At 43.0% G+C, this 14,052-nt stretch carries 8 protein-coding genes and 1 pseudogene; 6 read left to right on the forward strand and 3 right to left on the reverse strand.

Features of this window, described 5'->3' with window-relative positions; all coding sequences use genetic code 11:
• Positions 1 to 94: 94 nt before the first annotated feature.
• Positions 95 to 1,303: a NupC/NupG family nucleoside CNT transporter gene (locus NSTC745_RS35535; protein ID WP_445635222.1), complete on the reverse strand. Its 1,209-nt coding sequence runs from the start codon at positions 1,301 to 1,303 to the stop codon at positions 95 to 97.
• A gap of 434 nt (positions 1,304 to 1,737) precedes the next feature.
• On the opposite strand from NSTC745_RS35535, the gene NSTC745_RS35540 reads away from it, so the two are divergent.
• From NSTC745_RS35540 to NSTC745_RS35555, 4 genes and pseudogenes are all read left to right on the forward strand, one after another.
• Positions 1,738 to 2,952: a lipid-A-disaccharide synthase-related protein gene (locus NSTC745_RS35540; RefSeq protein ID WP_445635223.1), complete on the forward strand. Its 1,215-nt coding sequence runs from the start codon at positions 1,738 to 1,740 to the stop codon at positions 2,950 to 2,952.
• Between the two features lie 1,044 nt (positions 2,953 to 3,996).
• Positions 3,997 to 5,745, forward strand: a complete 1,749-nt coding sequence (locus NSTC745_RS35545; RefSeq protein WP_445635224.1) for an ABC transporter ATP-binding protein — start codon at positions 3,997 to 3,999, stop codon at positions 5,743 to 5,745.
• A gap of 131 nt (positions 5,746 to 5,876) precedes the next feature.
• The gene (locus tag NSTC745_RS35550) at positions 5,877 to 6,140 is read left to right on the forward strand and encodes a peptidase (RefSeq protein WP_445635225.1); all 264 of its coding nucleotides are present in this window, start codon (positions 5,877 to 5,879) and stop codon (positions 6,138 to 6,140) included.
• Positions 6,122 to 6,321, forward strand: a pseudogene (locus tag NSTC745_RS35555) (transposase); the annotation flags it as partial. The gene NSTC745_RS35550 and the pseudogene NSTC745_RS35555, both read left to right, overlap by 19 nt.
• Before the next feature lie 456 nt (positions 6,322 to 6,777).
• Here NSTC745_RS35555 and NSTC745_RS35560 read toward each other — a convergent pair.
• Positions 6,778 to 7,266 carry a hypothetical protein gene (locus NSTC745_RS35560; RefSeq protein WP_445635226.1) on the reverse strand — a complete coding sequence of 163 codons (489 nt, stop codon included), beginning with the start codon at positions 7,264 to 7,266 and terminating at the stop codon, positions 6,778 to 6,780.
• 164 nt (positions 7,267 to 7,430) lie between these two features.
• Here NSTC745_RS35560 and NSTC745_RS35565 point away from each other — a divergent pair, with 164 nt between their 5' ends.
• Complete coding sequence (locus tag NSTC745_RS35565) at positions 7,431 to 9,332, forward strand: protein kinase domain-containing protein (protein WP_445635227.1); 1,902 nt, start codon at positions 7,431 to 7,433, stop codon at positions 9,330 to 9,332.
• Positions 9,333 to 9,762: 430 nt separating this feature from the next.
• On the opposite strand, the gene NSTC745_RS35570 is transcribed toward NSTC745_RS35565, so the two are convergent.
• The gene (locus NSTC745_RS35570) at positions 9,763 to 10,101 is read right to left on the reverse strand and encodes a CU044_2847 family protein (protein WP_445635228.1); all 339 of its coding nucleotides are present in this window, start codon (positions 10,099 to 10,101) and stop codon (positions 9,763 to 9,765) included.
• 69 nt (positions 10,102 to 10,170) lie between these two features.
• Between NSTC745_RS35570 and NSTC745_RS35575 the strand changes: the two genes are divergently transcribed.
• Complete coding sequence (locus tag NSTC745_RS35575; RefSeq protein WP_445635229.1) at positions 10,171 to 13,695, forward strand: nSTAND1 domain-containing NTPase; 3,525 nt, start codon at positions 10,171 to 10,173, stop codon at positions 13,693 to 13,695.
• The last annotated feature ends 357 nt before the right edge of the window (positions 13,696 to 14,052 follow it).

Below are 14,052 nucleotides of genomic sequence, written 5' to 3' on the forward strand. Positions count from 1 at the left end.
AGTGTGGGAGGTGTGGGAGGATGAGGAAGAAATCTTTCCCCCCTCTCTTCCCACACTCCCCACACTTCCTTGTCTCCCCTGCCCTCCACCCCCTTCAAATCAACATCCCAGCAATACAAGCAGTAATAAAGCTCCCTAACAATCCGCCAATCATTGCCCTGACACCCATACGAGCTAAATCATGCTGGCGATTGGGTGCTATACCAGTAATACCGCCGATGGTAATGCCAATTGAACCAATATTTGCAAAGTTACATAATGCGTAAGTTGCAATTATGACTGCACGCTGGGAAATTTTACCGCTCTCAATCAATGCCTTCAAATCTAAAAAAGCAATAAACTCATTCAGAATTGTCTTTGTACCTAATAAAGCCCCAACTTGCTGACAATCAGCCCAAGGCACGCCCATCAAAAATGCTACGGGAGCCATAAAATAAGACAAAATCCGCTGTAATGAAAGTTGTTGTAAACCGACAAATCCGCCTAACCATCCCAGCAGCGCATTCACAGCAGCTAATAACCCCAAAAAAGCAATAATCATCACCCCAACATTAACAGCTAACTTTACGCCGTCAATGGCTCCGCTACTAGCCGCATCAATTACATTTATATAATTAGTTTCTACATTCGCTTTTACTTTACCAGCCGTTTCTGATACTTCTGTTTCCGGGTAGAGCAATTTTGATACCACCAAAGATGTGGGAGCAGTCATAAAAAAAGCCGCTATCAGGTGTTCTGTTTGTACGCCAAAGGAAATATATGCCCCTAGAACTCCACCTGCAATTGTGGCAAAACCAGTCGTCATCAGCGCATGGAGTTCAGATTGCGTCATATTCGCTATGTAAGGTTTCACCATCAGCGCCGACTCTGTTGGCCCCAAAAAGATGTTACTGGCACAAGATAAAGATTCCGAACCCGATGTTTTCATCGTCTTCATCATCACCCACGCCATTATGTTTACTATTCGCTGTAAAATGCCGTAGTGATACAAGACACTAATGAAGGCAGAGAAAAAGATAATTGTCGGCAGCACTTGGAAGGCAAAAAGATGATCCTTAAAATTTTCTCCAAAGACAAATTTGGCACCAACATCAGAGAATGCCAAAAATTGACTGACAATATCTCCGAGAGATTTAAACACATTCAAGCCCCAAGGAGTTTTCAGAATTACTAGGGCAAATATAAACTCCAATCCCAAACCCCAGGCGACTATTCGCCAACGCACCGCCTGACGATTCACCGAGAAAGCATAAGATATGCCGATAAAAATTAAAATCCCCAACGCAGAAATGGCGCGTTCCATATTTTCTCTGGCGATACAACTTTTTTATAACTTTGTCGTCAACACTAAAAATTACTAAGTTCAAATTTATGAAACCAGATTAATGTACGCATACCACTTGTACTCCTAATACTGTATTCTCTGATAAATCAGCGTCTGCAAAAACAGGGCAATCATTCCATTCCGGTTTACACCTGAAAAAGTAACTTTGTAGATTTGTCTATAAAATTACAACTCTCAAGAGTAAAAATACCAAACTGTGGCGCATTTAAGTTGTACATTTTTTTGTGTTGGCTATGACTGTTGGCAGTTAACTGTCAGCCGTCAACTAATCTCATGAATAACTGTGCAATTTCAAAGCGTAATAGCCGATCGATTTCTTTGCCTACTTACTTTATGTAGGTTAAAAATTTCACTAAACAAGCATTCTAGACCTAACACTTACCAACCCCAAGATGCCTTCTAAGCGAATCTTGTTTATCAGTAACGGTCACGGAGAGGACAATCACACCTCTCATGTGATTCAGACCCTCCGGGAATTGTCTCCTTCCATTGAAATGGCGGCAATGCCGATTGTGGGGGAAGGAAAAGCTTACCGCAGCTTGGATATTCCCATTATCGGGCCCACACAAACAATGCCCTCTGGCGGATTCTTTTACATGAAGCGCCTCTATTTGCTCAAAGATTTTCAATCGGGATTGATTGGGTTAACGTGGCGACAGTTACAAGCGGTGTTGCAGTATGCTCCCAACTGCGATTTGGTAATGGCTACTGGGGATTTTATCTCTCAGACATTTGCTTACTTAACAAAGCGCCCCTTCGTGTCGTTTATCTCTTGTCTTTCTGCCATCTATGAAGGGCGATTGCGTATCAATCCGCTGCTGTGGCACGATTTGAATTCTCCTCGGTGTCTGACAGTTTTTACCAGAGATTCTTATACCGCTTCTGACTTGCAACGGCAAGGTATAGCTAAAGCTCAGTTTGGTGGTATTCCAGCTTTAGATCGCCTTGTGCCCACTGGCAAAGACTTGCAGCTCAAACCAGACATTCCGGCGATCGCTCTCCTCCCCGGCTCGCGAATGCCAGAAGCCGCGCGAAATTTCTGTTTGCAGTTACAGCTAGCGGTAGAAATTGCCAAGGTAATGCCATCAGGATTCCAGTTTCGCGCCGCCTTGGTACCGCGTTTGATGGCAGAACTAGACGACATTGCTAAAAGTCAAGGTTGGCAGTTGAATCAAGGCGTACTCACCTATTCTTTGCCAGGAAGTTCTGCTGGAGAATCGCCACTTGTGGAAGTGAGATGTTACTCAGATGCCTTCAGCGATATCGTATATTATTCTAACCTCGTCATTGGTATGGCAGGGTTGGCGGTGGATTTAGCAGTGGCGATCGGCAAACCAATTATCCAAATTCCTGGAGAAGGCCCTCAATTTACCTATGCATTTGCAGAGGCGCAAACTCGACTCTTAGGCATTAATGCCCAAACCATCGGCACTGGCCCAGCAACCCCTGAAACTCTCAAACAAGCGGCCCGACGAGTAATCGAGACATTGGAAGATGCAGACTACCTTGCTAAGTGTCAACAAAATGGCCCTGAGCGATTCGGCCCCCCCGGCGCATCTGAAAGAATTGCCCGCTTTTTGCTAACCTCTCTAGGAGAAATCGAGTAAAAATTACGTCATAACTCAGGAGTCAAAATTCAGAATTCAGAATTCAGAATTGACAAAATTGCTGGTGCTACCAAATTTGAATCATGAAGGCAAGGATAACAATACAGAATTCAATTAAGTATTTCGGAAGTTCCAAAAAATAAAAACAATCGCTTTAGGTTGTTGACTGTTGACTTTGAAGCGTCAACCGTCAACAGTCAACAATAGCAATGGAATATTTTTTTACTTGGAACTCCCTTATTGAATTCGGGGTATCGTTCATTGAATTCGGGGTGTCGTTTATTGAATTCGGGGTATCGTTTATTGAATTCGGGATGTCGTTTATTGAATTCGGGGTATCGTTTATTGAATTCGGGATGTCGTTTATTGAATTCGGGATGTCGTTTATTGAATTTGGGATGTCGTTTATTGAATTTGGGATGTCGTTTATTGAATTTGGGGTATCGTTCATTGAATTCGGAGTGTCATTTATTAGATCTGTTGCAAAAATCCCTAACACCCCACCCCCAACCCCTCCCCTTGCTAAGGGGAGGGGAGACAAAGCGTAGCTTTGGCGGGGTGGGGTTTTTATTTTCGATTTATGCAACAGATCTATTGAATTCGGGCAACCACCGATAATGCACAGCGCAAAGTGTTGCCACGCTACTAAGTAAGTGGACACAATTATTTAGAAGACGCATTTCGACCCTTCGGCAAGCTCAGGGCATCGCTGCGGTCAATGCTCGACCTTTGAGAAGACGAGGGTTGAGCCAAGTCGAAACCCGGTAATCTCAAGTTAGGTTTAATTTAGTCCTTCTACTTACAAACAAATTGGATATTTTTTAATTGCAAGTCTCTTATACCAATTCTCTGTGAAGATGCACTTTATTTTTAAAACGAACCGCCAAGAACGCCAAGAGCGCCAAGAAAGTACCAAGAAGAGAGATTAAATTATTTAGTGCAAGTTTATAGAGAATTGATATTAGACAGAATTAATTACACGCGTTGTTTTCTTGTTCCCTGTTCCCTATCTCCACGAATAAATTTAATTTTGTCCAACTACTTATGAAAGTCCGCTCTAGCTACTGGCAACTGTTACCTTATTTGTGGCCCCAATGGCCGCTGTTAGTTCGGGGATTCGCTTGTATCTTAGGATTTGTGTTGTTCACCCTAGCACTGCCCTACCTAACAGGTCAGATCGCTTTTTTTGTCGGTCAGGGAAATGTTAACCAGATTGCCTACTGGCTCGGACTAGCTACTTTGGTATTTTTGGTTCGAGGGCTTTGTCAATACGGGCAGAATGTGTTTATGATTGCTGCCGCTCTGAATATGGTTTTAGAGTTGCGTAAGCGGATTTACGCTCACCTGCACAAACTCGGATTGGATTATTTTGAAACTACCCAGACGGGTGACCTCACTTATCGGTTAACTGAAGATATCGATCGCGTAGGCGAGATTGTAGACAAGTTATCCCATCAGTTTCTTTCCAATCTCTTGCAGCTAATTGCGATTCCCATTTACATGCTCTACCTGAATTGGCGACTCACCCTTGCAAGTTTGATTTTGGCTCCTTTGATGGCTTGGTTGATTGGGTTATTTGGTCAGCGATTGCTTATACTATCTCGCCAGAGTCAAAATCAGGTTTCCAATTTGTCGGCAATGCTAACTGAAGTATTTAGCGGGATTCGTGTTGTTCAAGCTTTTGCAGCACAGGGTTATGAAATTAAGCGATTCAATCGAGAAGCAGAAAGTAATCGCAAAGCTAAGTATCGCGCCCTACAACTCAAATCTATTCAATTTCCCGTTGTCGGTTTTTTGGAAGCAATTAGCATTATGCTGCTGTTTCTATTGGGAGGATGGCAGATTTCTCAAAATCAGCTGACAGCTCAAGGGTTTATTAGTTTCTTAACTGCTGTGGCTATACTGATTCAGCCAATCGACTTGTTGATTAGCAATTACAACGAGTACAAACAAACTGAGGCTTCTGTCGAACGCATCTTTGAATTGATGGCGAAGCAGCCGAGTTTAAGCGAAAAGCCAAATGCTAAGGAATTACCACGAGTTGCAGGGAAGGTAGAGTATCGTCATGTCAATTTCGCTTACAATCCCGGTCAGCCAGTCCTTAAAGATCTCTCTTTGGTAGCCGATCCTGGCAATGTCATAGCCTTGGTTGGTACTTCTGGTGCGGGAAAATCAACATTAATTAGCCTTTTACTTCGCTTTTACGATCCCCAGGCGGGTGAAATTTTGATTGATGATATCGATATCCGGGATGTCAGCCTTACCAGTTTGCGCCATCAAATTGGCATTGTTCCCCAAGACATTACGCTTTTTTCAGGAACGATCGCCGAAAATATCGGTTACGGCCAGGAAGAATTAGATTTAGCAGCAATTGAGGAAGCGGCGAAGATTGCCAACGCTCACTCGTTTATTAGCCAATTTTCCCAAGGTTACCATAGCTGGGTAGGCGAACGCGGAGTTAATTTATCGGGGGGACAACGCCAAAGATTAGCGATCGCCAGAGCGATCGTCAATAATCCGCGAATTCTCATCCTCGATGAAGCTACTTCTGCTTTGGATTCGGAATCAGAAGCGTTAGTTCAAGAGGCACTAGAGCGAGTGATGCAAAACCGTACTGTGTTTATCATCGCCCATCGCTTGAGCAGCGTTCGTCGGGCTGACTGCATTCTCGTACTAGAACAAGGACAGGTAGTTGAAGCTGGTACTCACGCCTCCCTCCTGGCTAAAGAAGGACGCTACGCGCGTTTTTATGCCCAACAGTTTTACTCCACAGATGAGGGAGGGAGGGAGTAGCTTTAGTGGGCAGGGGAGCAGGGGAGGCAGGGGAGCAGGGGAGGCAGGGGAGCAGGGGGAGAAGAAATCAGTCGTATGGATGTAGGAATTGAGTAATTTAATTTTTGGATGTTCTTTTTCAGGAATTGTTTATGACTAGAATGTTTCGACGATATCATCGTCAGATTGCGATCGTGCTGTGTCTGCCATTATTTCTGACTGTGCTGACTGGCATGAGTTTTACCATCGCCCATGAATGGTTGCATCAAAATGACTTAGGCGAATTTCTCCTGAGATTACACACCTTGGAAATTTTCCATTTAGAAAAAATTTATCCGCTTTTAAATGGTTTGGGATTAGTCGGCTTGTTGATTACTGGTTTAAGTATGACGGGGTTATTTCGTCAACGAGCCTAATTACTTTCGCGATCTATAGCAAAAAGTTTATTACTAAGTCCAAAAAAAGCATGAAAAATCGTTTAGTCAAACTAATTGACAAAATCTGGTTACGCAAGCGAGCCGTAATTGAGTCAGTTAATGACACCTCAAGAATATATGTCAAATAAAACACTCAACACATCATAGTCCATTAAACTTTTGTTATTTTCGATTTATGCACTCTTACTCCATGAGTTGCACGCACAAGGAATAATGAAAATATCTTGGTTTTCCCAGTCACCAGTCCCCAGTAAAGAGTCCCTATTTTCAAGGCAGATCTAATTCTAATAGACCTCTTGCAAAAGTACTTTTGGCAAGAGGTGGGAAAAGGGAAAAGGTTAAAGGGGAAAGGGTAAATACCAAACCTTTCCCCCTTTCCCGCCCCTTATCCCCAGAGGGGGCCCCACCTTCCCCTTTTCCCGACTTCTGCAAGAAGTACAATGAATACCTGCATGAATTAATCGTTATTCGAGTAGCACTGAATAATTGGAAACCAGAATAGGCATTCACAAAAGTAACCAAACAACACTGAACAAACCCGAACAAGCTGAAAAAATCCATTAGCCCACCCAGGTGGGCTTTGTTCGTAAAGTCCCAAAATCCTATTTTCAGAGCTTTAACTCTCTGGTAAAGCAGCAAAGGCCTCTTCAATTAACTGCTTTGCCTTAGCATCCAAACGCAGCCAATCAACTTCGCCAAGTTCATCAATTAAACTAGTATCAATAACAACCTTTTCTTTCTCTGGGTTGTATTCAATAAAACACACTTGGTAGCATAACTCCCACAAATCGATACTTACTTGTTGCTCTTGACGCTGCAAAAGTAAATGATATCCTGGATGGGGCATTGGTAGACGAGTTAGAGTCTGTCTGATTTCATCTGCTTCTTCGGTGGTTGCAGTTTCCATTGCTTGCAACAGTTGAGTCACCAATGCTTTGATTTCATCGGTGGTGTTAGGCGGCCAAATCAGGACATCTTGGTAAGTCCCCGTCCATGAAGACTCATCAAGCTGTTTGCGGATATTGTCGATAACGCGAATGAAAGCAGGTTGCATGAGGATTTCAGCCTGCTGCCATGCAACTGAGTTTGTTATTTTAGGTGGCATTGGTAATAAATAGGGGCACTAAACAGAGAAATAAACAGTCTGCGTTTATTAAAAAGCTGCATTTTTAATCTAAATCTTTTTTCAAGATAGCGGATTTCATTGAAGAAAATTTGGAGATATTTATTACTAGCCGAAAAATTAGGTGATAACTGTGGGGAGGGAATATGATAGGCAAGTTACTAGACCATCGTTACCAAATAATTCGAGTCCTGGCGACGGGAGGATTTGGTCAAACTTACATTGCCGAAGATACTAGGCGGCCAGGTAACCCCATTTGCGTTGTCAAGCACCTCAAACCCGGAACTGACCCCAGAGTTTTTGCTACTGCTAAGCGTCTGTTCAACAGTGAAGCCGAAACCTTAGAAAAACTTGGCAACCATGACCAAATACCCAGGCTATTGGCTTACTTTGACGAAAATCAAGAATTCTATCTAGTACAAGAATATATAGAAGGACATACCCTAGCCGAGGAACTTTTACCTGGTAACCGCTGGAGTGAAGGCCAAGTAATTCAACTTTTGCAGGAAATTCTTGGCATTCTCGAATTTGTCCACCAGCAAGGCGTGATTCACCGCGACATCAAACCAGATAATATTATCCGCCGCGCCTCAGATAATAAGTTAGTTTTGGTAGATTTTGGGGCAGTGAAGCAACTGCGTACCCAAATGGTGACAGTTGGCGGACAAGCTGCTGCCACAGTGGTAATCGGCACTCCTGGCTATATGCCTACAGAACAAGGGCAAGGTAAACCCCGCCCCAACAGTGATATTTATTCCCTGGGAATCATTGCCATTCAAGCATTAACAGGTTTACCAGCAACAGAATTACAAGAAGACCCGGAAACAGGGGAAATCATTTGGCGGCATTCAGTGACTGTGAATCCTCGACTGGCGGCGGTGTTGGTGAAGATGGTGCGTTATCACTTCAAAGACCGTTACCAAAGCGCCACGGAAGCACTCCAAGCATGTAAAAACGCGATTAATCCTGTAGCTGCAATTTCTACGCCTCAAGAAGCTGTAAAAAATTCTAGCTACCAAGCAACGAAACCCCAACCTCAGGCAGTATCTCGCCAGCAAACTCTGGCAGTTGCACCAGCAAATCATGTTCCCCCTAGACCTGTCCGTCAGCATAGCAAATCCGACCCGTGGCCAATATTAATTGGCATATTGTTGGCGGGTGGTGCTGCGGCTTTGGTAGCAAATGTATATCCTAATGTGAAAAATTTAGCTGCTAATTTTACAGGTAAAGATGGCACTTTAGCCAACAAATGTTCGGCTGTTGTTGTGGGAAATTCTAATATCCGTTCTCAACCTAGTTCCATCAATTCCGGTAATATTGTGCAAACTGTTGGTGATAATACTAACTTCGAGGTGACTGGCAAGCAAACAAAACGAGGTTGGGTAGAAATTAAACTCAAATCTGGAAGTTTGGCTTGGGTACACCCGGATGTGATAGCCAATAAAGGAGAATGGACTTCTTGCCTGCGGGAAAAAGGCATCGCAACTAAGACAATAGATGATAGTACCTTGATTACTACTCGACAGATTGCTCCGGTAAAACCAAAATCTAAAGATGTAGTAACTTCATCGTCAGAAAAATCAAAACCGTCAACTTCTGATAATGGAAAATCGCAGCCTAGTGAAAATAGCGCTCAGATTTTAGAACAGGCAAAAAAGAAGTATGATTCTGGAGATGTAGTTGGAGCGATCGCACTTTTAAAATCAGTTCCAACAACTGCCGCTTCTGATATCCAAGAAACGGGCAAAGTCATTGCCCAATGGCAAGAAGATTGGGCGAAAGCAGATGCATTATTTAATGATATTAACCAAGCACTAGAATCCGGTGAATGGAATAAAGTTTTAGATTACAAAAATCATCCAGAAAAATTGCCTAATACTCAATATTGGCGAAATAAAATAGAACCCTTATTTAAACAAGCGGCTGAAAATTTGGCAAAACAAGCAATAGAAAAAATAGGCGATCGAGGTAATCAAAAGAATCCCCAAAAAGAAGTTACTGATAGTAAACAATCTGAAACTATAGAAACTCCTAAAGGAAGTTTGTAATATCATTAGCAAAGCAATTTGTTTACAGCGATTTTCAGGTAAATGAAGTACACGGTTGGGGGCTTTAGCATTGTTCATTGGTGTCAATTTAAGCTCAAACACCTATCCCACAGGCATTTTACCCCACCCCTTAATCCCCTCCCCTTGCCAAGGGGAGGGGAAGTTTTGCGTCAGCAAAGCTGGGGTGGGGTAAAGCGGATCTTGATGGGAGATGAATAAATTCAAAATCAAGTATTCATCAGGTTTCACGTTAAGTTGACACCAATGAACAATGCTAAAGCCCCTACAGTGATTTGTACCTCACCAAGCTACAATCTCCTGTATATTGTTGTTTTGAACTATTGCTATTTATACCAATTCTCTAAAATTCGACAACAGATTCAAACTTTGAAACATAGATACAATCTGAATTCTTAATTACGAATTGCTATTATGGCTTCTTTTCTGGAAACTTATACTTAACCTCAATTTCAAAATTACTCTCCGCCGAACCTTCAGTTAAAAATGGAATGCCAGTTTTACCACCCAATTTGATACCAAACTTAACTGTTACCTCTTCAGCATCAGGTAAATTCTTGAATGCACCAACAGCTAACTTGGCATAATTACGAATCTTGCCCTGAAATTCCTGAATATTCAACGTGGGTAAAAAACCATCACGATATCCCGGTTCCTCTTCTTCTGGAACCTCAGGAGCGGTATTTGATTCTACGTAGATTTCGTACTCTAAATCGTCTTCTTTGATGATTAAACGTTGCACTTCTGACATAATAGCCTCAGTTAATCTTTAAGGTATTCTTGGTAATATTACGTAAAAACGGATGCCAGGTTAGATTATATGGCTAGATATGCGCTGGTGCTGGGGATTGCCAAATATGACAATTTCAGCAACCTACCAAAGGCTGTCAATGATGCAGAACAAATCGCCCAACTGTTGCGCGAACAAGGACGGTTTGATGTTCAGCCTTTACCTAGCAAGTTAATCGAGAGTGAGAATCGCTGGCAAGTCACACTGGATAAAAAATTAACTGGTAAAGAACTGGGACAAGCGCTGAGGATATTTTTGTTAGAAAAAGCTAAAGGTAACGAGGCGCTGATTTATTTTGCGGGATATGGATTTGAAGCACCCAGCCTGACGGGTGAAGCGAAAGGGTATTTGGCAACATCAGATTGTAACAAGGATGGGCAAAATGCGATCGCCTTTGATGACCTCAACACTTTAATCGCTAAATCTCAACTCAGCAGCTTGGTGGTATTGCTGGACTGCTGCTATGCTGGGTCTTTATTAGAGAGGAGTTTTATCAAGTCTGGTTTCTCCGTATTCAATAGTAAACAAGACTACAGCTTAATTACAGCCTCTCGTGCCTTTGAAAGAGCGCGTGAAGATGCTGAAGGTGGAATTTTCACCAAAGCAATTCTCAAAGGACTGGCTGAGGATAAAGCTGATGAAGCTACCGGAGAAATTAATGTCAATGATTTGATGAGCTTCATTTCACGGGAACTCAAGGGAAGTGGGCAAGAACCAATTTACATGGGCGGTGGTAGGTCAATTCCTTTGGTTTGGTATCCACCCAAGAAATTAATAGTTATTACAGAAGTACTTGACGAATGTCCCTATCGGGGCTTGGAAGCTTTTGACAAGCAACACGCAAAATTCTTTTTTGGTCGTCAAAAAGTAGTTAACCATATTCAACAGAAACTCGACTTGGCTAAATTTGTCCCCATCATTGGCGCTTCGGGGAGTGGTAAATCTTCAGTAGTGCGGGCGGGTTTGATTCCCCAATTAGATGATCGTGAGTGGCAAGTATTAGAACCAATTAAACCAGGATTTGAACCTTTAATTAAGTTGCGCGGAGCTTTTCAACAATTTTTTCCAGGAGTTAAAAAAGAGAAGCAACTGAAGGATTTGATTGAAAATGAGCAGAATAGTCTATCCACAATTCTCGAAAATCTCTCTGATTCAGCAAAACTTTTGCTAGTGGTAGATCAGTTTGAGGAAGTATTTACTGGCGGTGCTAGTCAGCAAGAAAAGCAGAGATTTATTGACTTGTTGACTCAGGTCGTAGAGATTACCGATTTGCGCTTAGCAGTTGTGATTACCATGCGAGCGGATTTTCTCGAACCCTGTTTGCAATATCCCTCGCTAACTCAGCTGATTCAAACTCAGGCTGTTTATATGCCGCCCTTAACTGGGATTGATTTAAAGGACACTATTACCGAACCTGCTAAGCTTCAAGGCCATAGTGTTGAAGAAGGGCTAGTACTGAAGATTTTAGAAGATGTGAAACAAGAACCAGGGTTTTTGCCTCTGTTGGAGTTTGCTTTAACTAAACTTTGGGAAAAACGCGACCAAGAAAAATATCAACTCACCCTAGAAGAATATCAAAAATTGGGAGGATTAACTGGGGCGTTGAATCTACATGCAGAAAATGTTTATCTTTACCAAGATTATGAGGAGGAATTCCCAACCCAAGAACGCACTCAGCAGGAGAAAGAATGGATTGAGCGAATTTTTCTGCGCTTAGTGCGAACGGGAGAGGGGGAAAACGATACGCGACAGCGCCAACCAAAAGTTGGACTGTTAGCCATTGCTGGTAATGACCAAGAACAGGAGCAAGCATTAAGTGAATTGCTAGATGAAGGATTAGTCAAAGGACGTTTGCTGGTAGCAGGAAAAGATGAACAAGGAAAAGCTTGGATTGATTTAGCCCATGAAGCATTAATTGAGAGTTGGGAGAGGTTTGGGGAATGGCGACAACAAGACCGGGATTTGCGGCGATTGAGTGAAAGGTTAGCAGATGCTTTACGTGAGTGGGAAAACAAATGTGAGAATGAAAAATATTTAATGCACGGGGGATTGCTGGCAGAGGTGCGTGAAAATTGGCATAAGCTAGAGATCTCTGTATCATCATTAACTAAAAAGTTTTACCAGCGCAGCGATTCCTATGAAAAAGACCAAATTGCCGAACTGCAACGGGCACTCACTGAAGCTAACTTGGCTACCTTGCGAGAGAAAGCGGCAAGGGCACAGAATTTATTATCTGTTCAACCTCTAGATGGTTTAGTCCTTACAATCCTGACAGTAGGTGAGAATCTAGAGAAAATGCCTCAGCAAATCATCGAACAAGTTCAGAAAAGTTTGAATTGGGCAATAACAAAAGGTATAGTCTCAATTCCCTTTCGAGGACATGATGGTATTGTCATGTCTGTCGCCTTCAGCCCAGATGGGCAAACAATTGTCAGTGCCGGTTTTGACGGAACAGTGCGGTTGTGGAACATCCAAGGCTACCCCGTAGCAGACCCCTTCCGAGGGCATCAAGGTTTTGTCAGATCCGTTACTTTTAGCCCGGATGGGCAGAAGATAGTTAGTGGTGGTGAAGATGGCACAGTGAGGTTGTGGCATATACAAGGTAAGCCGTTAGCAGACCCCTTCTGCGGACATGAAGGTATTGTCATTTCTGTCGCCTTTAGCCGTGATGGACAGACAATTGCCAGTGGCGGTCTTGACGGGACAGTGCGGTTGTGGAATATCAAAAATAATCCTATGGTAGACCTTTTTAGTGGGCATAAGCATTGTGCCTCGTCCGTAGTGATTGGGGTGGATGTAAAGCAGATTTTCCCTGGCGGTTATGTTTCTTCTGTCGACTTCAGTATGGATGGGCACAAGATTGTCAATGGCAGTGTTGAGGGGAGGGTGTGGTTATGGGATATCCAAGGTCAATCTTTAGCAGACCCTTTGCGTGGACATGAGGGTTATATTCCTTCAGTAGCAATTAGCCTAGATGGACAGAGGATTGCCAGTGGCGGTGCTGACGAGACAGTGCGCTTGTGGGCTATCCAAGGTCATCCGCTAGCAGACCCCTTGCGCGGTCATCAGGGTTATGTTTGTTCCGTTGCCATTAGCCCTGATGGACAGACAATTGCTAGTGGCGGTGTTGATGGCACGGTGCGGTTGTGGGACATTCAAGGACACTGGTCAGATATCCCAACACACTCGCTGGTAGATCCTTTACGTGGGCATGAAGGTGATGTCTGTTGTGTTACCTTTAGCCCAGATGGACAGATGATTGTCAGTGGTGGTAAAGATGGAACTTTGCGGTTGTGGAACATCCAAGGTCATCCCCTAGCAGACTCTTACCGTAGCCGTAAGATAGATGTCATGTCTGTCGCCATGAGATCAGATGGGCAGACAATTGTCAGTAGCGGTAGTGAAGGTGAGGTACAAGCGTCGTTGCAACTCTGCTGTGATAGGTTGCGTTACCATCCCATCTTCACCAATCCGGAAACAGAGGAGGCAAAAGCCGCTTGCGAAGTCTGCCGTAAATATGTTTGGAGTAAAGAAGCAGTTAAAAGCGGGGATTAATGAGAAGAAAACAGGAGAAATAAACCTCTAATCTCCAATGCTCAGGCTCAGAACTCCGCTTTTCACTTTCAGAACTAAAAACTTCCTGTTCAAAACGAAAACGTTCTTGTTCAAAACGAAAACGTTCCTGTTCAAAACGAAAATGTTCCTGTTCAAAATCAAAACGTTCTTGTTTAAAACGAAAACGTTCTTGTTCAAAAAGAAAACGTTCCTGCTCAAAACGAAAACGTTCCTGCTCAAAACGAAAATATTCTTGTTCAGAACTGCAACAACCGAGTTAGGAGGGTGAGTGATGCTGAATGAAAGGCGATTATTTAAGAGTGAACCACAATTAATATCAAGTTCGAGTCAACCCTA

This window comes from Nostoc sp. DSM 114161, from assembly GCF_052692665.1.